We start from the raw sequence: 22,825 nt of genomic DNA, 5'->3' as shown, positions 1-22,825 counted from the left end.
CGCCGCCGTTCCATCCATGTTGCAGCTTATGGATAGCCAACATTGATCAACTGCACCCGGCGATTGACTGCCGCATCCGGATTGCTGCGATCCTGAAGCTGCTCTTCACCAAGACCAACCGCCTCCAGAGAGCCGGGCGGCACCTGGAATGTCGTGACGAGCGCTTCGCGCACGGCATCGGCACGCCGTTGCGACAGCTCCAGATTATAGTCGCGCGCGCCCTTCGCATCCGTGTGTCCAACCACGAAAAACACCTGTCCCATCAGATAGGGCGTGTGCAGCGCATCCGCGATCACACCGATTGTCTCGTAAGAATCCGGTTGGATGCGGGCACTATCAAAGTCGAAATTGATTTCAACGTTGAACTGGCGAAGTTGAGCCAGCTTTGCCGCCAGGGGCAGATCTTCGGTCGAATTATCACCCGGATACTTCTTGACGTGTTCAATGGCCTGCCGGCGCAGCTCATCCGCGCTGACATCCACCTTTGACTGTGCGCCTTGCAAAGAGTTGATGATTTGGTTGCGTGACAACTGGGATTGAGCTTGCGCATCGGCGGTCACCGCAAGACAAATAAGACCGGCTGCCGCGGCCGAGACAATGGTTTTCATGAAACGCTCCAATTTTCCGGTCTGAAATCAACGGTATCCAGCCAAATCGATGGCCTCGTTGCACTTCTTGCTTACCGAGGGTTCGGCCTTCAAGATGCATCGCAGGACATGCCCGGCACCGGGCTCGACCAGTTTGCAATATTGCTGGATGTCGCGATTGCAAAGCTGGGCAACCGCGGCCTGCGCCGCCAGGCGCGCCTGTATCAGCGTCGCAACGCGCTGCCTGTCGGCATTGCATTGCGGCGAAACCTGCGCCTGATGCTGATTGAGACACTGACCAATCCCGTTGTTCCCCAGATTGGCGGTCTTGCAATATTTCTGAATATCACTTCCACAGCTCGCGCTTAGTATCTTGATGGCGTCGGCAAACCCTATGGTTTGCGCGGAAGCGGTGGTAAACAGGGCCGTCGCAGCGACGGCGATAAATGCGAAAATCAAACGAGACACGTTGCTGTTCTCCCGTGATTGCAACCTTGAGACACATCACTTTTTCAGCTTGCCCAATCTGACGCAAGGGGACTTTCGGTCAGATGTGAAGATAATTCGCCTGCGCTTGACAAGGCCCGGAGAAACCCTGTCAGTGCCTGCGGCTTTTGAATGAGACACAGGGAATGTCCGTGAAACTGGAACTGAAAAAACTGGCCCATGCCGCCGATCTGCCTCTGCCAGCCTATCAATCCGACCTCGCGGCCGGACTTGACCTGATGGCCGCAACAGACGGGCCGATTACGCTGGAACCGGGCAAACGGGCATTGGTACAGACCGGTCTCGCCATTGCGCTTCCAGCCGGCTATGAGGCCCAAGTCCGGCCACGTTCCGGACTTGCAGCAAAACACGGTGTCACGGTCCTGAATACACCGGGAACAATCGACGCGGACTATCGCGGCGAAGTCAAGGTGATCCTGATCAATCTCGGCGATGCGCCATTTGTCGTGGAACACGGCATGCGCATTGCCCAAATGGTTATCGCCCCCGTCGTTCAAGCCGGGATTGTCGAAGTCAGCGAGCTTTCGGACACTGCGCGCGGCGCAGGCGGTTTCGGCTCAACCGGGAGCAACTGAATGGGCAGCGGGTCACACATGCCGTTTGAACTGGTGATTTTCGACTGTGACGGCGTTCTGGTCGATACGGAACGGCTTGCCAACCGGGTTCTTGCCAACATCATCACCGATCTTGGTCATCCCATTACCGGTCTTGAATGCCAAAAGCGCTTCATGGGCCGGACCCTTGAAGCCGTTCAGAGCATGGTAGAGGGCCTCACAGGCAAGCGGCTGCCGAAAAGCTGGCCCGAAGAAGTGCGCGAGCGTGACCTTGAAGCGTTTGCCGCGGGCGTTCCCCCGGTCGAGGGAATTTCACAAGTGCTTGATACGCTCGACAACCGCGGCCTGCCCTATTGTGTCGGGTCTTCCGGACGCTACGAAAAGATGCGTACCACACTGGGCAGCGCTGGTCTTTTGGATCGTCTTGAGGGTCTTCTCTATTCCGCCCAGGATTGCGCGCATGGAAAACCGTCTCCCGATATTTTTCTTTACGCGGCCAAGGGCATGAAAACCGATCCGGCCCGATGCGTGGTGATTGAAGACAGCGTACCGGGAGTCAAGGCGGCAAGAGCTGCAGGCATGGCCTGCTTCGGATTTGCCGGCGATCCGGCAAGTGACCGCGCAGCCATGGAAGCTGAAGGTGCGGTCTTGTTCGACAACATGCAGCACTTGCCGGAGCTACTTTTTGACAAGGTGGCCGCATAACCGCCAAGGCATACCAAATGCCCGTTTCTGGGAAGGTTCTTTCAAAATCCTTCCAAAAAACTGAAAGGTATGCCTTCAACACCTGTTTACCGCGCACTACCTTAGCGCGGTCCAATTACAATCAGGCTTATTCCGGAGGAAATTGTCATGAGCGAGAGGGCACCGGGGCGCGGGCGCATCTACGGGTCGATTACGGAAACCATCGGCGATACCCCCATCGTCCGGCTGGACCGGTTGGCGCATCAACACGGGGTGAAGGCCAACCTTCTGGCGAAACTCGAATTCTTCAACCCGATCGCCAGCGTCAAGGATCGCATCGGCGTGTCCATGATCGAGGCCATGGAAGAAGCCGGGACGATCTCGCCGGACAAGTCTGTCCTGATTGAGCCGACCTCCGGAAACACCGGGATCGCACTCGCCTTTGTTGCAGCGGCAAAAGGCTACCGGCTGGTTCTTGTCATGCCCGAAACCATGTCCGTAGAGCGGCGCAAGATGTTCAAGATCCTCGGCGCGGAGCTGGAGCTGACAGACGGTGCCAAGGGCATGAAAGGTGCCATCGGGCGTGCCGAGGAACTGGTGCAGGAAATCGATGGCGGGATCATCCCGCAGCAGTTCGAAAACCCGGCCAACCCGGAGATCCACCGCAAGACCACGGCGGAGGAAATCTGGAACGACACCCAGGGACAAATCGACGTTTTCGTCTCCGGCATTGGCACCGGCGGTACGATCACCGGCGTGTCAGAGGTCCTGAAGGCCCGCAAGCCGGATCTGCATGTGGTGGCCGTCGAGCCAGCTGACAGCCCGATCCTGTCCGGCGGCAACCCCGGCCCGCACAAGATCCAGGGAATTGGGGCAGGTTTTGTTCCAGGTGTCCTGAACACCGAGGTCTATGACGAGATCCAGACAATCGGCAATGACGACGCTTTTGCCATGGCGCGGGAAGTCGCCAAAACGGAAGGTGTCCCGGTCGGTATTTCGTCCGGGGCTGCCCTGACTGCCGCAATTCGTGTGGGGCAGCGGGACGACATGGCAGGTAAAACGATTGTTGTGATCATTCCGTCCTTCGCCGAACGGTATCTGTCGACAGCCTTGTTCGAAGGTTTGTAAGGCGGGCACGGACTCGCCTCCGCCCCCCATTCCAAAAAGTGTTTTTGAGACCGGTTGCTGACTTGGCAACCGGTTTTTCCTTTTCGAGTGAATTGGGAATACCGCCGTTTCCTATCGGACCAGAACGGCGGTCCCCGTCGCGCTGACCATCAACATCGATCCGTTCTGCCCGACAGTCTCATATTCAAGATCAACTCCAATGACCGCATTGCAGCCTAGTGATTGGGCCTGCTGCTGCATTTCCTCAAGCACGATCCGGCGGGCCTTGGCGAGTTCCTCCTCGTAGGCTCCGGACCGGCCACCAACAATGTCCCGGATACCAGCGAACAAGTCACGGAAGATATTTGCCCCGAGAATTGCTTCTCCGGTGACAACCCCCCTGTAATCGACGATTTCCTTGCCTTGCAACGTTGGAGTAGTGGTCACAAGCATGTGTGGTATCTCCTCATTTTAATCGCGATAAAGAGTGGGGAGTGGTTGCAGCCATTGCAAGCTTGCAACAAAAAGCCCCGCTGTGAGCGGGGCTTGTAAATGGCGGAACTCCAGCCGACTTCACCGGATCAGCGGACTTCAAGAAATCCGACAATCTTGCGGACATCCTTCAGAACCGGCTCGGCAATTGCGGAAGCCTTTTCAGAACCTTTTTTCAGGATCGCATCAATCTCGGACGGATCCCCGGTCAGGCGACGCATCTCGTCGGTCATCGGTGCCAGTTTTTCAACCGCAAGGTCGGACAGGGCCGGCTTGAACGCCGAAAACTGCTGGCCGCCAAAATCGGTCAGGACTTCGGCCTTTGATGATCCGGCAAGCGCGGCATAGATCCCGACCAGATTGTCGGCCTCGGGCCGTCCCTCCAGGCCATCGACATCACTCGGCAAGGCATCCGGATCGGTCTTCGCCTTTCTTATCTTCTTGGCAATCGCATCGGCATCGTCGGTGAGATTGATCCGGGAAAGGTCCGAAGGGTCGGACTTGGACATCTTCTTTGTGCCATCACGCAAGGACATGATACGTGTCGCAGGCCCGGCGATCATCGGCTCGGTCAACGGGAAATAGAGATTTTCCGGCAACTCCGGTGAAGGTGCCGGGTTCGGCACGCCGATCCCCAGCTCGGTGATCCGGTCAGCGAAATCGTTGTTGAACTTCGCGGCAATGTCGCGCGTCAGCTCAAGGTGCTGCTTCTGGTCATCGCCGACCGGCACATGTGTGGCGCGGTAGGCCAGAATGTCGGCAGCCATCAGGTTCGGGTAGGCAAACAACCCGACGGATGCGTTTTCCTTGTTCTTGCCAGCCTTCTCCTTGAACTGGGTCATGCGGTTGAGCCAGCCCATCCGCGACACACAGTTGAAGATCCAGGCAAGTTCAGCGTGCTCGCGCACCTGCGACTGATTGAAAATGATCGACTTTTCAGGATCGATTCCGGCTGCGATATAGGCGGCCGTCACTTCCCGTGTTGCTCCCTGCAGCTCACTGACGGCGGGAAAACCGGCGGTGATCGCATGCAGGTCAACGACGCAGAATATCGTTTCCATCTGGTCCTGCAACGGGACCCAGCGGGATACGGCTCCGAGATAGTTTCCGAGATGTAGGTTTCCGGTCGGTTGAACGCCGGAGAAGACGCGATCCTTGAACGCAGCCATAAAGTGTCCCTCTTCTCAAAGGCCGGTTGGACGGGCCCGAATGGGTTTGACAGGTGGCGCAGGTCATAGGCAGCGCGCGCAAAGAATGCAAGTCAAACGGGGGCTGCACCCCGCTTAAGCCCTAACTGTTGCGCCGCTTCAACGATTTGACATGTGAAATCAGATTGCTGGCACCGGTCATCTGAACAAGGACAGCAAACACGAGCATTCCGAGCGCGACCAGGATCACAAGTGCCGGACCATTAACCACAAGATCCCTGTGAGCCAGGTACGGACTCATCCATCTTGCGGCGAAGTCGATCACTGCGCCCATGAGAATGCTCGACAGCAGGATCAGTCCGATCTTCCTGATAACCCGGGCATCGGGCGTGAAATGCCCGCGCCGCCACAGGACGATCACAAGCAAACCGGTATTGACCCAACCGGCAATGGCCGTCGCCATCGCGATGCCGACATGCTTGAAAACGGGAAAAAGCGCCACAGACAACGCCACATTGACCAGCATGCCGACAAAAGCAAACTTCATCGGGGTTTTCGTATCCTCGCGGGCAAAATAGCCGGGCGAAAACACCTTGTTTAGCACAAACGCCGGAAGACCTATTGCAAAGGCAGCAAGAGCGGCAGCGGTACCGCTGACTGCTTCCGACCTGAATTCGCCCCGCTCGAAAAGGACGGAAACGATCTCGTCCGGGATGACCGCCAGCGCCACTGCAGCCGGCAATGTCAAAACCAGGGAAAACTCCAGCGCATTGTTGAGACTGCGCTGATATTGATCGTTCTGCCCCGCCCGCAACTGACGTGTCAGACTAGGAAGCAGCACCACCCCGATCGCAATGCCAATCACGCCCAAAGGCAACTGATAAAGCCGGTCGGCGTAGTACAGCATCGAGTTGGCACCGTCCTGCAGGGACGCAATGATCTGGCCGACCACGATATTAATCTGGGTCACGCCCCCGGCAAGTACGCCCGGAACTCCAAGCACAAGCAGTCTCTTGGCCGATTTTGTGTAACGCGGCCGAAGGCGGGGAATGGAAAAGCCGAGACGTTTCAGGTCAACCAGCACGACCGCAAGCTGAACCACACCTCCAACTGCGACCCCGAGCGTCAGTATTATCCCAAGTGTCGTATGATCCTCTATCCCGAGAAACAGCACGACCCCCAATACCGCGCTCATCACCACATTCAGCATGACCGGTGCAAAGGCCGCCGCAGCAAAGCGCTGGTAAGTGTTCAAGATACCGCCGATAAAGGCAAGGAGGGACATGAAGATCAGATATGGGAACGCGATCCGCGCCATCATGACTGTCAGATCGAATTTTTCCGGCTCCGCCAGAAAGCCGGGTGCAAGTGCCCAAACCACGGCCGGCATGAAAATCTGTGCAAGCGCCGTCAAAACCAGCAGGCAGAACATAAGTGCAGACCCGATTTCGCCTGCAAACTTGCGCGCTCCGGGCTCGCCATCCTCTTCAAGCGCCCGCCCGAACAGCGGGATGAAAGCCGAATTGAAAGCTCCCTCGGCGAAGAGCCTGCGAAACAGGTTCGGAAGCCGGAACGCGACCACAAAGGCGTCCGCAACGGGGCCCGTGCCGACAGCAGCAGCGAGAAGGAGATCACGCACGAAGCCGAGCACCCGGCTTGTCATCGTTGCGCCGCCGACTGTGGCGAAGTTCTTGAGTAGGCTCATAGACCCCTGCGAGACTGAACCGGACCAACCGGCCGTGAGTTTGCGATCAGGACGCTTGCCGGGCAATCGGCGCGGCCGGGCTCATATCGACATGCCCGTCCACTGCCGCAGCCAAGCGTTCGCGAATGATCTCTTGCCGTCCGATATTGGCAATTTTCTGCCCGGTCAAATCGGTGACATAGAAAACGTCGACAACCCGCTCGCCAAACGTTGAGATATGGGCCGATGCGATGTTGAGATTGAGCGTTGCGATCGACCGGGTCAGGTCATAAAGGAGCCCCGGGCGGTCCAGACCGGAAATCTCCAGAACCGTGTAGTCGTTGGACCAGGAATTGTTGACCAGCACCTCCGGCTCGATCTTGAACGCCTTCACACGCCCCTTCAAGACGGTCTTTCTGGATACGGGATCCGGCAACTGCATCGCGCCTGCCAAGGTTTTTCCGATCACTTGCACGATCCGCTCACCGCGCCGCCTCTCGTCGCTGTCATCGGGCAACTCGCGGCCAATGAAAATCGTATCGAGGGCAAACCCGTCCGTGGTCGTGTCGATCTGTGCATCGACAATGTTTGCGCCTGTCGCATAGCAGGCTCCTGCGATCGTCGAAAGCAGCCGCGGATGGTCGGGCGCGAGCACCGTCAGTTCGGTTACAGCCTCGAAGGCATGGGGTGTCACTTCAAAGGCCAGATTTTCATCGGCGAGATCCGCCTTGCGGATGAGTTCGGCATGCGCCTGCCGCCGGTCAGCGGCGACCCGAAGCCAATAAGCCGGATAGTGACGGTCGACATAATCCTGCCGGGCGTCTTCAGGCCAATGGGCAAGCTGTGCTGTCAACTCTTCCTTGGCCTGCGCAATCGCCTGATGATGCGGGAGCCTTGAGTGTCCGCCCGTCAAATAGGGCTCGCATTCGTAATAGAGTGTCCGCAACAGCTGCCCTTTCCAGCCATTGAAGACACCCGGCCCGACCGCGCGGATATCGGCAACGGTCAGGATCAGGAGCAGTTTCAAACGCTCCATCGACTGCACGGTGTTTGCAAAGTCGGTGATGGTCTTTGGATCGGACAAGTCACGCGACTGAGCGATCGTGCTCATGTCCAGATGATGCTCGATCAACCAGGAGACGGTTTCGGTTTCCGCGCCATTGAAGCCAAGGCGTGGACACACTTTTCTGGCTATTTTGGCCCCTGCAATGGAATGGTCTTCCGGCCGCCCCTTCGCAATGTCGTGCAGGAACATGGCCACATAAAGCACTTTCCGGTTCTGAAGCGTCCGGATCAGCTCTGTCGACAACGGATGATCTTCGCCCGAATCACCACGCTCGATTTCCGACAACACACCGATCGACCGGATCAGATGCTCATCGACCGTGTAGTGGTGATACATGTTGAACTGCATCATCGCCACGACCTTGCCGAATTCGGGAAAAAACCGGCCCAGAACCCCGGTCTCGTTCATCTTCCGGAGGATTTTTTCCGGCGCATGGCGGGACGTCAGGATCGACAGGAAAAGCCGGTTGGCCTCTGGCGAATTCCGCAAATCCGTATTGATCAGCTTCAGCGACCGCCGGATCAGTTTGGTCATATGGGGGTGCAGGTTATAGCCATGCTTGTCCGCTATCTGAAACACCCTGAGCAGATTGGCCGGATCATCCTCGAACACCTTGTCCGAAGTGACATTGATCCGGTTCCGGCTGACGACAAAGCCCGCCCCCAAATCGGTACTGGTCGTCCGGCGGCTGGTGAAACCCGGCCGGAACCGGCGCATCAAACCGGTCAGACCGGTGGCGCGCATGTTCTTGAAGGTTTCAGCTTCCAGGGCCGCGCACAGAATGCGCGTCAGGTCTCCGACATCCTTCGCGACGAGGAAGTAGTGCTTCATGAAGCGCTCAACATCCTTCATGCCGGGATGCTGCGTATAGCCGAGCCGGATTGCGATTTCCCGCTGGACATCAAAGGACAAACGCTCCTCTGGCCGGCCGGTCAGGAAATGAAGGTGACAGCGGACTGCCCATAGAAAATCCTCCGACTTCACGAACCGCTTGTATTCCGGCCTGGACAACACTCCCTTCTTCACGAGTTCGGATTGTTCGCGCACCTCATAGTGATACTTGGCGATCCAGAACAGGGTGTTGAGGTCGCGCAATCCCCCCTTTCCCTCCTTGATATTCGGCTCGACAAGATACCGGGACGTGCCTTGCCGCTGATGCCGCTCGTCGCGTTCCCTGAGCTTGGCGGAAATGAATTCCGTGCTGGTTCCGGCCACGATGTCCTTGGCAAACCGCTCGATCATTTCGGAATAAAGCTGTTCATCGCCCCACAGGTAACGCGCCTCCAAAACGGCCGTCCTGATGGTCATGTCGGACTTGGACAAGCGGATGCATTCGTCAATGTTCCGCGTGGCATGCCCCACCTTGAGACCAAGATCCCAAAGCATGTACAAAATGTACTCGACGATCTGTTCGCCCCACGGCGTTTGCTTGTATGGCAACAAAAACAGAAGATCGACGTCGGAACATGGCGCCAACGTCCCCCGCCCGTATCCGCCGACAGCAACAACCGACATTCGCTCGGCCATCGACGCATTCGTGATCCGATAGACGTGATGACACGCAAAGTCATAGGTAACCCGGATCAGCTCGTCCTGCAGGTATGACAGCCGCCAGGCACATTTCAGACCGCCCCCATCAGCCTCCAGCCGCCGTTTGATTTCGGCACGCCCGTCCTGCATTGCCGTTTTGAGTTCAGCAAGAACCTTGCTCCGAACCGCCGGATCGGACGCAGCCTGTCCCGATTGCTTGACCATTTCTGTCAGGCGTTTGCGTAGCTCCAGACCATCAATGATGCCTGCAATATCGTCCGGGGATAGTTTCATGAAACCTGCCTGATCCTGCTGCAGCGGCCCGCACTTCACGGCCTGTGCCCTCTGCTACGGCAGGGGGTATAATGCGCGCTATAGGAAAGAAGGCCAAGCCGCAAGCTTGTCACACGTTGTCCTTTGCCGCCACGACCCGCAGCTGATGCAGCAAATGCGCCAGCGAACCGGAAGACAACCCTCCGATCTTCAAGGCCAGTTGATTGGCGAGCTCCGTGGCCTTGGGATCCATGCCGGAAGTATCGATGGACACTTTGGGGTCCGACAGCTCGGCAAGCCGCTGGATTTCCTCCGCCTCGTCCCAAATCACGTTGAAATAGGAAATGATCCGCTGAACAAGGAACCAGGTCGGCTTGCCACGTTTACCGTGTTCAAGCGCAGACAAGTAAGCACTCGAGACCGAAAGCGCTGCCGCCATTTCCTTGAGTGAAACGCCACGTTTCTCACGCAGTTCACGGATCTTTGCACCAAGGGGTGTCACGTTTCGATTACCTTCGCCTGCGTATCCGCACATAAAGCGCACCCGTGCCGCCGTGGGTGACATGCGCCTCTTCATAACCGATCACAAGGGAACGCATATCCGGCATGGCCAGCCATTGCGGCACAACCCGGCGCAAAACGCCGCGTTCCTCCATGAAGCCGGTGCCTGGAGCCCCTTTGCCGGTGATCACCAGAACCACTTTATGGCCTCTGGCCTGGGCCTCATACAAGAAACCGCGCAAACGGTCATGGGCCTGATACTGGGTCAGGCCATGCAGGTCGATCCTGGCATCAATTTGATTGACCCCGCGCACAAGCTTTCGGCGATGCCTGTTTTCCATTCTCCGAAGCGGCGGAGGCGCAGGCGGCTTGCCACCGGGTTCTGGAGGACGGATTGCAGTCGACGTATTGGTTGTAGCATCCGGCTGTTTTTCGATTGGAGCCTCAACGGCAGACTCGACGGGCTCAGGGATTGCCTTTTGCGGATGAAGAGGTGTCAGCGTCTTCGCTACTTTGGCCCACAAGGCACGATCCTCGGGAGACAGCTGCCCTCTTCGCCGTTTTTTATCCGACGTCACCGCAACGCCCCCGGCTCATCTCCAGTGGCAAGAGCGTCCTTTGGCACAAGCACGACAAATTGGCCGCTGTGCCGGATTTCACCGGCCGTTTCTCCGGCTTCTTCACCTGATCCGACAAAAACATCACCGCGCGCTGGACCCTTGATCGCGGATCCGGTGTCCTCCGCAATCATCAGCCTCTGAAACGGTTTCCCCTCACGCCGCAAGACCGGTGCATCCGATTGGACAAAAACCGGCAGTCCCAACGGAATATGGTCCGGATCAACTGCAAGGCTTCGCATCGCGGTCAAAGACACGCCAGCCGATCCGACCGGACCGTTTGCTTCAGACTCAATCTCGATTTCCCGAAAGAAAATGTAGGACCGGTTCTCACGCATGAGGGCGTCACTTTCATCCGGGTTTGCCTCAAGCCAGTCACGCAAGCCGGACATTGTGAACTGTTCGGGCGTTCCCGCACCGCTCTTGACCAGAACGCGTGCAATTGAGGTGTAGGGGTGTCCGGTCTTGCCGGCATAGCCCACCCGCATGACAGACCCGTTCGTCAGCCGCAGCCGTGCAGATCCCTGGACATGAACAAAAAACGCATCGATCGGGTTTTTGAGCCAGACAAGTTCCAGCCCCTGTCCCGACAAAGCACCATCCATAATCGCTCCGCGATCCGGAAGCTCGATAATCCCTGCCGGGGTTGCACGCCCATGCGTCTGGCGGTCGGGCCAATCAACAGGCCGATTGCCGTCCTGAATGGAAACCAGACCTTCGGGCGGACCCAGAAGCGGAACTGCAAATTCCTTGGTGGGCTGGCGGGAGGCGGGCAATTCGGGTTCGAAATACCCCGTCAAGAAGCCTTCAGAACTGATCTCGATGGCTATAAAGTGATCTTCGAAAAACTGTCTTGCAGAGCTGTCTTGTTGTGATGCCGCCAAGAATGGGCAGACTTTTTCGGCAGCGCTTGCAGCGACGCCCTCAAATCGATGCTTGCAGTGATCCTGCAGAACTCGGAGAGCGGCAACATGATCATCTTCCGCCCAGCCATCAAGTTCGGCAAATGCGATGGCACGCGCGCCCTTGAACAGGTTCGAAAGCCTGTCTTCCGCCACCACATGCCGCTCCGCTTGCTCTGACGCGGCCATCCCCTGGCCAGCGCATAACACACCAAGGGCCATGCCCAGAAGGACACGGCCCCTGACCAGACTTGAGATCATTCTGCGGATTCAGTCGCAACCAGCTTCCAGTTCGGATCGCGGGACTCGGTGTCGCGCGCAAAGGTCCAGATGTCGACGACTTCCGTCACCTTCTTCGGGTCACCTTCGATCACTTCACCCGACTTGTCGCGTGTGGCGGAAATGAGCTGGCTCTGGACCTTCACGGTCACTTGGGCAGTTGATCCCTTTAGGGCCGCTTCAACGATTTCGGACTTGTCGATCCCGACAAATGTCGACTCAATGGTCTCGCCGCGCTTTTCCCGGTCATCAATCGCACTGACGAACCCGTCATAGACTTCTTTCGACAAGAGCGTCTTGAGCGTCTTGCGATCGCCTTCCGCAAAGGCGGTCACAATCATTTCATAAGCCGCACGCGCGCCCTGCACAAACTCCTGGGGTTCGAAACTCCGGTCAACAGACAGGATTTGCTTCAAGGCGTCGTTCAAGGCAGACCCAGCCGGGGCCACCTTCTCGATGACAACATCATCGGACTCCGCACGGACCGGCTCCCCAGTCTCCTGATGCGGTGCCGTTTGTCCCGGCAGAGGTATTACGTTGTCGTCCTGACCGGGCCGCTGCGTCTTGCCAGCCTCGGTGTTGTCGGGTTTCGAATAGGGATCAAAAGGCGGACGTTCATTGCCGGTACGCTTACCCAGAACGGATCGCAGCCTGAAAATGATGAAGACCGCCAGCGCCAGGAAGATGATGTTATAAACGTCGAAAATTTCGTTCATTTCGCTTTTACCGGCTAGTGTGACTGAGCCATCCGGATCTGCAAAAAACGGTGGACCCACCGCAGTGTATATCCGGATCGCTGGCGTTGCTACCTATGTAAGGCGTCCTTGAACCAGCATCCAGAGCCGAGAGCAAGTCGCTTTTTGGCCTGAACCCGCAATCTTGCTAATGTTCTCGCAATCCGGTCACAAATTCCTTACCTTAGCCCAAACAGGTATGAAGCCATTTAACCAACGGAGTTTTCGTGGCCCCTTACGTCATTGCCGCCATCGTGCTTTTGCCACTAATCGAAATAGCGGTCTTCATAGCCGTCGGTGAGGCTATCGGCATTTTGCCCACAATCCTGTTAACGGTCGCAACCGCATTTGCCGGTTCGGTCATGCTGCGTCAGCAGGGCTTGTCCCTTGTCAAACGGATGCAGAATGAACTGAATTCCGGTCGCGTTCCGGCAGATGACATCATGCATGGCGCACTTATGGTGCTGGCAAGCCTGCTTTTGCTGATCCCGGGGTTTGTCACCGATGCCGTCGGGCTGCTGCTTTTCATTCCGGGCGTTCGCAAGCGTGTCGCCAAATTCATTGTCGCGCGGTCGAACGTGGTGATTGTTGAAAATGGCTATCCACGTCCGCGCGGCGACCATGTTGTCGATCTGGATGATGCCGACTGGAGCGCAAAGGACCAAAACAATGACCCTCGCGGACAGACCAACAACAAGCCGGAACAACTGAGCCCATGGTCCGAGAACGACCGAAAACCCAACTAGCCATTCAACGGATCGCAACGGCTGCAATCACAAGATTGTGATGTCCCGGCAAATACAATGACAGGCGGTGCTTCGGCCCCGAGCCGAACACGCCAACATCCTGACGAATTGATGGCCGGAGCATAAAGCCACTGGAGGAATGGTTTTTGGGCTTTTCAGCCTGAAGGTCAGGAGGCATGATCCGCGCCATGTCGACAGAAAATTCCCGCTCCGTGCTCACCGCCGATGACCACCTGATCCTGGTTGACGGCTCCACCTTCATCTTTCGCGCCTATCATGCGCTGCCACCCTTGACGCGCAAACCCGACGGGCTGCCGGTCGGAGCAGTGTCCGGCTTCTGCAACATGCTCTGGAAGCTGCTGCAAGAGGGGCTTTCGCCGGAAAAAGGGGATGAGCCCACCCATTTTGCCGTGATTTTCGACCACTCGTCGAAAACCTTCAGATCGGACATATACCCGGAATACAAAGCCCACCGCCCCGAGCCGCCCGAGGACCTGGTTCCGCAATTCGGCCTGATCCGCGAAGCCACACGGGCTTTCTCGGTTCCTTGCATCGAGCAGGAAGGCTTTGAAGCCGACGACCTGATCGCCACCTATGCGACCCAGGCGGCTGCGACCGGTGCACGCGTCACCATTGTCTCCGGCGACAAGGACCTGATGCAATTGATCGGGCCGCGGGTCGGCATGATCGACACGATGAAGAACAAGACCTTCGGCGAGGCGGAAGTTATCGAAAAATTCGGCGTCGGTCCGGACAAGGTCGTCGAGGTCCAGTCACTTGCCGGCGACAGCGTCGACAACGTGCCGGGCGTACCGGGGATCGGGCTCAAGACGGCCGCCCTCCTGATCAATGAGTTCGGCAATCTGGAAACGCTTCTGGATCAAGCAGATAGCATTAAGCAAAAGAAGCGCCGGGAAAACCTGATCGAATTCGCCGAACAGGCCCGCATTTCGAAGCAACTGGTCACGCTGAAGGAAGATGTTCCGATAGAGGTTCCGGTTGGCGATCTGGCCGTGACCGATGTAAACGGTCCGAAGGCTGTCGGCTTTTTGAAGGCAATGGGTTTCACCACCCTCACAAAGCGCGTTGCTGAAACCACCGGCGCCGAGGCGGCGGCTGTCGAGCCGGTCGCCTTCGAGGTTCCAGGCTGGGACGTTCCGGATCACAAGGGCCGTCAGGCGGACCGTCCGGGCGCGATGGAACCGGGCGCAGCGGGAGGCTCCGGCAGTGACATCGCCGGGTCGACAGGCATGATGACGCCCCAAGCCTTGACCGGGGCCCGGCAGGAGAAAGCCCAAAACGCAGTCATTGATACGAGCACCTACGAAACCGTTCGCACGGTCGAGGGCCTGAAGGAATGGGTCGCAGACGCCTACGAGACCGGATATGTGGCATTCGATACCGAAACCACATCGCTTGATGCCATGAGCGCCGATCTGGTTGGCCTGTCGTTGGCAACCGCGCCCGGTAAAGCTTGCTACGTTCCCCTCGGCCATGTGGATGGCGATGGGGATCTGCTCGGCGGCGGCGGACTGGTGGATGGGCAGATCCCGCTTCAACAGGCCATCGAGATCCTCAAGCCCATGCTTGAAGACCGTAGTGTTTTGAAGATCGCGCAGAACCTGAAATATGACTGGCTGGTGATGACCCGCTACGGCGCTGATATCACGCCCTTCGACGACACCATGCTGCTCTCCTATACCGTCGATGCCGGGAAGGGCGGTAACGGTATGGACGAACTGTCGGAACGCTGGCTCGGTCACAAGCCGATCCCGTTCAAGGACATATGCGGCTCCGGCAAGTCGATGATCACTTTCGACAAGGTGCCGATTGAAAAGGCCACAGCCTATGCCGCCGAAGACGCGGATGTAACCTTGCGCCTGTGGCAGGTCCTGAAGCCCCGCCTTGCGTCCGACCGGATGGCAACGGTCTATGAGTCCCTTGAACGACCGATGGTGCCGGTGCTGGCACGCATGGAACAACGAGGCATTTCGGTCGACCGGCAGATGCTGTCCAGACTGTCAGGCGATTTTGCACAAGGGATGGCCGCTCTTGAAGCCGAAATCCATGACCTAGCAGGCGAAAACTTCAATATCGGGTCGCCGAAGCAGCTTGGTGAAATCCTGTTCGGCAAGATGGGCCTGCCCGGCGGCAAGAAAACCAAGACCGGAGCCTGGTCAACCTCTGCGTCCGTTCTGGACGATCTGGCAGCGGAAGGTCACGAACTGCCCTCAAAGATCGTCGAGTGGCGCCAGCTCTCCAAGTTGAAATCAACTTATTCAGATGCTTTGCCCGGGTATATCAACAAGGATACCAACAGGGTCCACACATCTTATTCGTTGGCTGCAACCACAACCGGCCGCCTTTCCTCCTCGGAACCCAACTTGCAGAACATTCCGGTTCGGACCGCTGCAGGCCGTAAAATCCGGCAGGCTTTTGTCGCCACCGCCGGGCACAAGCTGATTTCCGCCGACTACAGCCAGATCGAACTGCGCGTGCTTGCGCATATGGCCGACATACCCCAGCTGAAAAAGGCCTTTGAGGGCGGGCTGGACATTCATGCCATGACGGCAAGCGAAATGTTCGGCGTGGCGATCGAGGGAATGGATCCCATGGTCCGCCGGCAGGCCAAGGCGATCAACTTCGGCATCATTTATGGGATCTCGGCCTTTGGTCTTGCCGCCCAGCTCGGAATTTCCCGTGGCGAGGCCAGCGATTACATCAAGACCTATTTCGAGCGCTTCCCCGGCATCAAGGAGTATATGGACACGATCAAGAAGCAGGTGCATGCAGATGGCTATGTCACCACGATCTTTGGCCGCAAGGCGCATTATCCGGAAGTCAACACCAAGAACCCGAACATGCGCTCATTCTACGAGCGCGCGGCAATCAACGCGCCGATTCAGGGCTCTGCTGCCGACATTCTACGCCGGGCCATGGTACGCATGGAGGACCGGCTGCAGTCTTCAGGACTGGACGCGCAAATGCTTCTGCAAGTGCATGACGAGTTGATATTCGAAGTGCCAGCGGATCAGGTGGACCGGACAATCCCGGTGATCCGTGACGTGATGGAAAATGCCTGCGATCCGGTGCTGAAGCTCTCTGTCCCGCTACAGGTCGATGCGCGCGCCGCCGAGAATTGGGATGAAGCGCACTAGCGGCGCTCGCCTACGACCGTCTCCCCAGACCCAACCCGGCCGGGGAGGCGGCTCGTGTTCAGATCACTCAGCTGCCAACGTTTTTCTGCGCAGCTTTTTCCTGGTCTTTCTTCTTTTCCGCGATCTGCGCCTTGATATCAGACAGGTCGCCCTTCGGCGTTTTCGGGTTTGACGGATTGGTCGGCTCAAGTTCGATCAGAACCGGATTCGGATAGTGATCAAGTGTTGCGCCCGATACCGCGTCTACGCCAATTCCGATTGCACCACCCAAAATTACGTTGCCAGCCATACCCGCAACGCCTTTCGGCGCAACCCGGGTTTTCACGCTTACTGTCTGGCGCTCGTATCCCGTTTTGGAAGCTACTATTTCAAATTCTTCCTTACGCGAGATCTTGATATCGCAAGGCGACATGGAACAGGTCGTTCCTGTTGACGTCACCACTTGAGCGTCCGACGGTGCGTAATAAATCCGCACAACTTCCGTCGTCCCGCGCACAGCGGTCGCACAACCGGTGAGCATGGAGACAGCCCCAAGGGCCAATACCAGTCTTTTCATTTCAATCCCCCAGTACAACTACACTGTTGGGGCCTAGTTTATATTGTCAATAATTGCAATATTCAGAAATAATCATTCGAAGCCAATCAGTCATAGTGTTGCGCAGATTGCCCTTCTCCATTCAGGCCCGAACCCATGGAGTATCTTGCGACCAAAAGAATCCGTTGTGAAAATCCTACAAATTCAAGCGGCCAGAGAACCAATTTGATAGATCCGGCTTGGATATAATCGCACCGGAAAATTGACCCTGTTTCTCTCAAACCCGAAAAAAAAAGCATTCAGATAGACGTAGTGCGTAGCATCAATTGCAGGGAAACCATGGATGACTGATTTCCGTTACGTAAATCGCCAGAGGGCCCAAGATATATTCTTTGCCGCATCCACAGGATGTGTTTTAGTGAGACTCCACCAAAACATGAGGCAAGCCGATGGTCAGCCGGGTGACGACCGTAGCGTTTCAGGGCATAAACGCCGTTCCGGTCGACGTACAGGTACAGGTCGGACCCGGGATGGTCGCCTTCACCATTGTCGGTTTGCCAGACAAGGCGGTCGCCGAAAGCCGTGAACGGGTGCGGGCCGCCCTTCATGCGTCGGGGCTTGCCCTTCCTGCAAAACGGGTGACGGTCAATCTGGCTCCTGCCGATCTTCCAAAGGAAGGCTCTCATTTCGATTTACCGATTGCGCTTGGTGTGATGTCCGCAATTGGCGCGATCCCGGCCGATTTTCTGGAAAAATATGTGGTCCTGGGCGAATTGGCACTGGATGGCGACCTGGCGCCAGTTGCCGGCGTTCTGCCAGCAGCCATGGGCGCAAATGGACTTGGCAAGGGACTGATCTGCCCACAGTCTTCCGGCAGCGAAGCGGCGTGGGCCGATGGCGACATGGATATTCTCGCTCCACGGTCGCTGATCCAGTTGGCCAACCATTTCAAAGGCACCCAGGTGCTCTCCCGGCCTGCGGCGAAACTGCAAGGGATCCCGCCGGACTTGCCGGATCTGGCCGACATTCGAGGGCAGGAGACAGCAAAAAGGGCAATCGAAATCGCCGCAGCAGGCGGCCACAACCTGTTGATGATCGGTCCGCCGGGCTCTGGCAAATCAATGCTCGCGAGCCGTCTGCCCTCGATCCTTCCACCGCTTCAACCGCGCGAATTGCTTGAAGTTTCGATGATTTCATCGCTGGCGGGGGAATTGGCGGATGGAAAACTGACCGACAGGCGGCCCTTTCGCGCGCCTCACCACTCGGCTTCCATGGCCGCACTCGTCGGAGGCGGTATGCGCGCAAAGCCCGGAGAGGTATCTCTGGCTCATCACGGTGTTCTGTTTCTCGACGAATTGCCCGAGTTCAATCCGCAAGTGCTCGACAGTTTGCGCCAACCACTTGAAAGCGGGGAAGCGGTTATTGCCCGCGCGAACCATCGCGTCAGCTATCCGGCCCGCATTCAACTCGTTGCGGCAATGAACCCCTGCCGGTGTGGACATGCGGGTGAACCCGGCCACAAATGCCGGCGCGGCGAGCGCTGTGTCACCGAATACCAGTCCCGGATCTCGGGGCCCCTTCTGGACCGGATCGACTTGCGTATCGAGGTTCCAGCCGTCACGGCCGCCGACCTGATCTCACCGTCTGCCGGCGAAGCCTCCAAAGCCGTCGCCGAGCGCGTGGCAAAAGCCAGAAACCGGCAGCGCGACCGGTTTCTGGAGTTCGGCCAGCCCACATCGACAAATGCCCAGGCTTCCGCGGCGATCATTGAGAAGATCGCGGCTCCGGATGGGAAAGGGCTGGCCTTTTTGCGCGATGCCGCCGACCGTCTTGCCCTGAGCGCTCGCGGGTACCACCGGGTCTTGAAACTCGCCCGTACCCTTGCAGATCTTGATGGGGAGGACCGGGTCGCGCGTGTTCACCTCGCCGAGGCCATCAGCTACCGGGGCCAGAACATTATGCGTCAAGCAGCCTGAGTAATATTCGACCGGGTATCTTACCTGTTGTGGCAGCGGACTGGCCGGCAAATGCACACTCCAGGTCCCTTGCCGATTTTGCGGGAAACGAAATATCAAGCCTTGGTATCCATGGTTTGCGTGGCGTAGCCTAATAATTCTAATTGGAGACGTCTGGAGTTGGCGCATAGAAACTCGAAATTTGAGCGGTCAGAAGTCTCCAGCGATGCCAGTGTTTCATCGGCGCCTCCCTTTGCGTCGAATAATCACAACCCCGGAACACTAAAGCATCTGACAGATCATCCTGTAGAAACGACGAACACGGCCAGACGTGGAAAAACTGTTCGCCGGGTCCTTCTCCGCACATGTACTGGCGCTTGTCTGTTGGTCTTCATTGGGCTGTTCTGGTTAATCGAAATCACGCCAGCTGCCATGCCGTACGCTCTCGGTTTGGCATTTCTGGCAGGCGGAGTGTTTCTATGGAGCCTCAACCCGGTTGGTTTCAAAATATTCGGCAGGGCCAGCTCTGCCTCCGATGACGACCTGATCACACTCAAAAGGCGGTGCGAAGATCTTGAAGACCGCACTTGGGAACTGAGGGAATCAGACGAACGCAATGCCGGAATTCTGGCAAGCCTCGGAGATATCATTCTTCGCCGCGATGCCAGCGGAACCCTTGTCTACGCCAACGCGGCAGCTCATGAGACGCTCGGCACAAAAAACCGAATAGCTATTGGCGAAGCATTTGCACTTCCGCTTGCCGATATGTCACCGGCATCCCACGGCAACGAAGAGGCCCGGTCTTCCGGAGAACACAAGAACATCAGCTTTGGCGACATTCGCCTTGAAACCGCTCGCGGCCCGCGTTGGTTCTCCCGCCTTGATGTCAGTGTCCGGGATGCGGTCACCGACCAGCCATTGGTGCAGACCGTGCTGCGCGATGTCACCGATCGCCGTGCAATCGAAGAACAGCTCTTAGCCGCCCGCCAGACGGCAGAAAGCTCCAGTGCAGCCAAATCCCGTTTTTTGGCAACAGTCAGTCACGAAATCCGCACGCCTCTCAACGGTATCCTGGGTATGACCACGCTCCTTCGTGACACGCGCCTGACAAAGGAACAAGCGGCTTATATCGAAGCGCTCGAAACCTCGGGCGAAACACTGTTGTTGTTGATCGACGAAGTGCTCGACTTTTCCAAGGTCGAAGCGGGCAAGCTGGAAATTCAGAGCAAGCCGACGCATCTGGTCGCCCTGATTGAATCTGTTGCCGAGCTGCTTGCGCCCAAAGCCCATGCGAAGGGCCTCGAGATCGGGACCTATGTTGCCCCGATTGTTCCGGAGTTGGTGACCGTAGACGCCATGCGTCTCCGGCAAATCCTGTTCAATCTTGCCGGAAACGGCATCAAGTTTACCGATGAAGGTGGCGTTGCCATTGAGATCAGTGGTGAAACCGGGACTTCCGGCAGCACCAGCCTTGTGATCACGGTGCGCGATACCGGCATCGGATTTGATGCGGAACAGGCAGACCGGCTGTTTGTGGAATTTGAGCAGTTCGATCACGGCACCGCCAGAAAATACAGTGGTACAGGTCTCGGCTTGGCAATTGCCCAAAGGCTTGTGCGCTTGATGGGGGGAACCATAACAGCCGAAACTTCCGTTCGTCAGGAAGGCGCGGTATTTCGAGTCACCCTGCCGATCCCCGAGGAATTGACCCGCGCAGAGACCGGAACCAGCATTTCCGGAAAACGATTTCTGCTTGTCGGCGGCAGCCGCATCGAAAACCCGCTGCTTGCGGAGCAGCTACGAGACACGGGTGCTGAAGTCAACTTGATGGAGCCGGACACAGCCGTACCGAAGGACATCTCCGATCGCTTCGATGCCATGCTGATTGACAGCGGCACCATCTCTCAAAACACCTGTTGGCTGGAGCAGGTCCGGGCAAGCAACGAACGCTCTCCTGCCATCGTATTGGTTACCCCATCGGATAGGGACCAGTTGGACCGCATGCGCAAAACGGGGTTCGCGGCCTATCTGATCAAGCCCGTCAGGTCGGAAACGCTGATGCGGGTCATGAACCGGGTGCTGGATACCCGTAGCCGGACCTCGGGATGGGATGATGAAGCGCTTGAGGCAGACCATTTTCCGGAGGCCCCCAGAATCCCGGCCATATCCTCGACGCCTCTCAAGTTGCTTGTTGCAGAAGACAACGACGTCAACCGCATTTTGAGCGAAGCGCTGTTGCTCAAACTCGGACATGACCCAACCATGGTCATTGACGGCAGCAGTGCCGTGTCCGCAGCGGCACAAACCAGGTTTGATGCCATCTTGATGGACTTGCACATGCCGGGCGTTGACGGCGTCGAGGCGATCCGTCAAATCCGGCAGATTGAAACCCGGCTCGGCCGCGATCCCGTACCGATCCTGATCGTGACCGCTGATGTCATGCAGGAAGCCCGCATGCAGGCGGAAGCCGCCGGGGCAGCAGGGTACATTACCAAGCCGCTGACAGCGAACGCTCTTCATCAGGCCCTCGTGTCAATCCAAAAGGCCGCCGGCTAGTCCCCACGAAGTGCGCGCTTGCGGAAAATCGGCCATGATTGACGGGCGCACATGTCACATTTGAAATGATTCGGAAATTTCCCCGCAGTATGCGTCATCTTCCCGATGTCATTCAGATGTTGGAAAACTATGTTTTAGGGCAGGGCTGGTGCAATGCTTCGGGCCGTCGGCTTGCCTTGTCATGGCAAACAGAAAAAGGCACGATAGATCAAGACTCATGGTCCGTTCGAGACCATGAGACAACAAACGATATAGGGGCCGGATGCTGATGATGCGGTCGGGGATGTTTTCGCCGAGGAATTTGGTCAGGAAATTCGCGCCGATGGCGCGTCCATTTCCACTTACAGCGGGACGTGCAGCTAACGCCGACCCGGAACACGGGCCTGCAAGCGCCAGACACAGTTTGGGCCGGATCGGCCCGCTTGAAGTGCGGCTGGCCCGGAATTTCAAGGAAATCAAGAAGGCCCAAAGGCTGCGGTATCAGGTGTTTTATCAGGAGATGTCGGCCATTGCCGATGCCCACACCCTGGCCACGCAGAGGGATATCGATCCGTTCGACACGATCTGCGACCATATGCTGGTGATTGATCATTCCAGTCTCAAACGCAACAAGCTTGGCCGATTGAAGCCGGAAATCGTTGGCACCTATCGATTGCTTCGCCAGGATGTTGCGAACCGCCATGACGGTTTTTACACCGCCGGGGAATACAATATCCAGCCGCTGATCACGGCGAACCCCGATAAGAAGTTTGTCGAATTGGGCCGTTCCTGTGTGTTGAAGCCCTACAGAAACAAGCGCACGGTCGAATTGTTGTGGCACGGCATCTGGTCCTACATCCTGATGCACAATATCGATGTCATGATTGGTTGCGCCTCCATTCCGGGCACAAATCCCGACACACTGGCAACACAACTTTCCTTCCTGCACGCGAATGCCCTTGCGCCGGAAGAGTGGCGGGTCAGCGCACTGCCGGAACTGTTTGTCAAAATGGACCGGATCGCACCTCAAGAACTGAATGCCAAGGAAGCCCTGCGGTCGCTGCCGCCCTTGATAAAGGGGTACCTCAGGCTCGGGGCCTACATTGGAGACGGGGCCGTAATCGACCACCAGTTCGGCACAACGGATGTTCTCATCATCCTGCCGGTTTCCGCTCTCAATTCACGCTATGTGAATTATTACGGAGCGGACGCAAGCCGGTATTCGAGCTAA

Annotated in this window: 20 protein-coding genes; 8 read left to right on the top strand and 12 right to left on the bottom strand. The window is 57.3% G+C overall.

Features of this window, described 5'->3' with window-relative positions; translation table 11 throughout:
* Nucleotides 1-26: 26 nt before the first annotated feature.
* Entirely contained in the window at nucleotides 27-608 is a 582-nt protein-coding gene (locus E1297_RS34685) for an OmpA family protein (protein WP_155146213.1), read from the bottom strand.
* 27 nt (nucleotides 609-635) lie between these two features.
* Nucleotides 636-1,055, bottom strand: a complete 420-nt coding sequence (locus tag E1297_RS34680) for a hypothetical protein (protein ID WP_368669788.1) — start codon at nucleotides 1,053-1,055, stop codon at nucleotides 636-638.
* A 164-nt stretch (nucleotides 1,056-1,219) separates the two neighbouring features.
* Between E1297_RS34680 and dut the strand changes: the two genes are divergently transcribed.
* The 3 genes from dut to cysK all read left to right on the top strand — a co-directional run bounded on the left by dut (nucleotide 1,220) and on the right by cysK (nucleotide 3,460).
* Entirely contained in the window at nucleotides 1,220-1,669 is a 450-nt protein-coding gene (gene dut / locus E1297_RS34675; RefSeq protein WP_155146212.1) for a dUTP diphosphatase, read from the top strand.
* On the top strand, nucleotides 1,670-2,353 hold the full coding sequence (locus E1297_RS34670) for an HAD family phosphatase (protein WP_209016186.1): 684 nt from the start codon (nucleotides 1,670-1,672) through the stop codon (nucleotides 2,351-2,353). It begins immediately after the preceding gene.
* Between the two features lie 147 nt (nucleotides 2,354-2,500).
* Nucleotides 2,501-3,460 (top strand): cysteine synthase A, encoded by a 960-nt coding sequence (gene cysK / locus E1297_RS34665; RefSeq protein ID WP_155146210.1) that lies wholly within the window; start codon nucleotides 2,501-2,503, stop codon nucleotides 3,458-3,460.
* A 111-nt stretch (nucleotides 3,461-3,571) separates the two neighbouring features.
* On the opposite strand, the gene E1297_RS34660 is transcribed toward cysK, so the two are convergent.
* From E1297_RS34660 to E1297_RS34625, 8 genes are all read right to left on the bottom strand, one after another.
* A complete protein-coding gene (locus E1297_RS34660; protein WP_155146208.1) occupies nucleotides 3,572-3,892 on the bottom strand; it encodes a heavy metal-binding domain-containing protein in 321 nt (106 codons plus the stop codon).
* 128 nt (nucleotides 3,893-4,020) lie between these two features.
* Nucleotides 4,021-5,100 (bottom strand): tryptophan--tRNA ligase, encoded by a 1,080-nt coding sequence (gene trpS / locus E1297_RS34655; RefSeq protein WP_155146206.1) that lies wholly within the window; start codon nucleotides 5,098-5,100, stop codon nucleotides 4,021-4,023.
* Nucleotides 5,101-5,221: 121 nt separating this feature from the next.
* Entirely contained in the window at nucleotides 5,222-6,784 is a 1,563-nt protein-coding gene (gene murJ, locus E1297_RS34650; RefSeq protein ID WP_155146203.1) for a murein biosynthesis integral membrane protein MurJ, read from the bottom strand.
* Nucleotides 6,785-6,830: 46 nt separating this feature from the next.
* A complete protein-coding gene (locus E1297_RS34645; protein ID WP_155146201.1) occupies nucleotides 6,831-9,653 on the bottom strand; it encodes a [protein-PII] uridylyltransferase in 2,823 nt (940 codons plus the stop codon).
* A 109-nt stretch (nucleotides 9,654-9,762) separates the two neighbouring features.
* A complete protein-coding gene (locus E1297_RS34640) occupies nucleotides 9,763-10,134 on the bottom strand; it encodes a helix-turn-helix domain-containing protein (protein WP_368669787.1) in 372 nt (123 codons plus the stop codon).
* Nucleotides 10,135-10,141: 7 nt separating this feature from the next.
* On the bottom strand, nucleotides 10,142-10,711 hold the full coding sequence (locus tag E1297_RS34635) for a Smr/MutS family protein (RefSeq protein ID WP_368669786.1): 570 nt from the start codon (nucleotides 10,709-10,711) through the stop codon (nucleotides 10,142-10,144).
* Nucleotides 10,708-11,913, bottom strand: coding sequence for a murein transglycosylase A (locus E1297_RS34630; RefSeq protein ID WP_209016185.1), 1,206 nt, complete (start codon nucleotides 11,911-11,913; stop codon nucleotides 10,708-10,710). Before E1297_RS34630 ends, E1297_RS34635 begins: the two co-directional genes overlap by 4 nt.
* Nucleotides 11,910-12,647 (bottom strand): Tim44/TimA family putative adaptor protein, encoded by a 738-nt coding sequence (locus E1297_RS34625; RefSeq protein ID WP_155146197.1) that lies wholly within the window; start codon nucleotides 12,645-12,647, stop codon nucleotides 11,910-11,912. Before E1297_RS34625 ends, E1297_RS34630 begins: the two co-directional genes overlap by 4 nt.
* Nucleotides 12,648-12,892: 245 nt before the next feature.
* On the opposite strand from E1297_RS34625, the gene E1297_RS34620 reads away from it, so the two are divergent.
* A complete protein-coding gene (locus E1297_RS34620; protein ID WP_209016184.1) occupies nucleotides 12,893-13,411 on the top strand; it encodes an FxsA family protein in 519 nt (172 codons plus the stop codon).
* Nucleotides 13,412-13,415: 4 nt separating this feature from the next.
* Here E1297_RS34620 and E1297_RS34615 read toward each other — a convergent pair whose 3' ends face one another.
* Nucleotides 13,416-13,589 (bottom strand): hypothetical protein, encoded by a 174-nt coding sequence (locus tag E1297_RS34615; protein WP_155146195.1) that lies wholly within the window; start codon nucleotides 13,587-13,589, stop codon nucleotides 13,416-13,418.
* Here E1297_RS34615 and polA point away from each other — a divergent pair.
* Nucleotides 13,588-16,569, top strand: a complete 2,982-nt coding sequence (gene polA, locus E1297_RS34610) for a DNA polymerase I (RefSeq protein WP_155146193.1) — start codon at nucleotides 13,588-13,590, stop codon at nucleotides 16,567-16,569. The two genes, E1297_RS34615 and polA, sit on opposite strands and share 2 nt — an antisense overlap.
* Nucleotides 16,570-16,636: 67 nt before the next feature.
* Here the strand turns inward: polA and E1297_RS34605 are convergent, their stop codons facing one another.
* The gene (locus E1297_RS34605) at nucleotides 16,637-17,125 is read right to left on the bottom strand and encodes a translation initiation factor 2 (RefSeq protein WP_155146191.1); all 489 of its coding nucleotides are present in this window, start codon (nucleotides 17,123-17,125) and stop codon (nucleotides 16,637-16,639) included.
* 428 nt (nucleotides 17,126-17,553) lie between these two features.
* On the opposite strand from E1297_RS34605, the gene E1297_RS34600 reads away from it, so the two are divergent.
* The 3 genes from E1297_RS34600 to E1297_RS34590 all read left to right on the top strand — a co-directional run bounded on the left by E1297_RS34600 (nucleotide 17,554) and on the right by E1297_RS34590 (nucleotide 22,825).
* Entirely contained in the window at nucleotides 17,554-19,080 is a 1,527-nt protein-coding gene (locus E1297_RS34600) for a YifB family Mg chelatase-like AAA ATPase (protein WP_155146190.1), read from the top strand.
* A gap of 411 nt (nucleotides 19,081-19,491) precedes the next feature.
* A complete protein-coding gene (locus E1297_RS34595) occupies nucleotides 19,492-21,615 on the top strand; it encodes an ATP-binding protein (RefSeq protein ID WP_209016182.1) in 2,124 nt (707 codons plus the stop codon).
* A gap of 322 nt (nucleotides 21,616-21,937) precedes the next feature.
* On the top strand, nucleotides 21,938-22,825 hold the full coding sequence (locus E1297_RS34590; protein ID WP_244327990.1) for a GNAT family N-acetyltransferase: 888 nt from the start codon (nucleotides 21,938-21,940) through the stop codon (nucleotides 22,823-22,825).

It is taken from the genome of Roseibium sp. RKSG952 (genome assembly GCF_009711355.1).
Note: the sequence above shows the minus strand (reverse complement) of the source record. Positions and strands in the feature narration are given on the sequence as shown.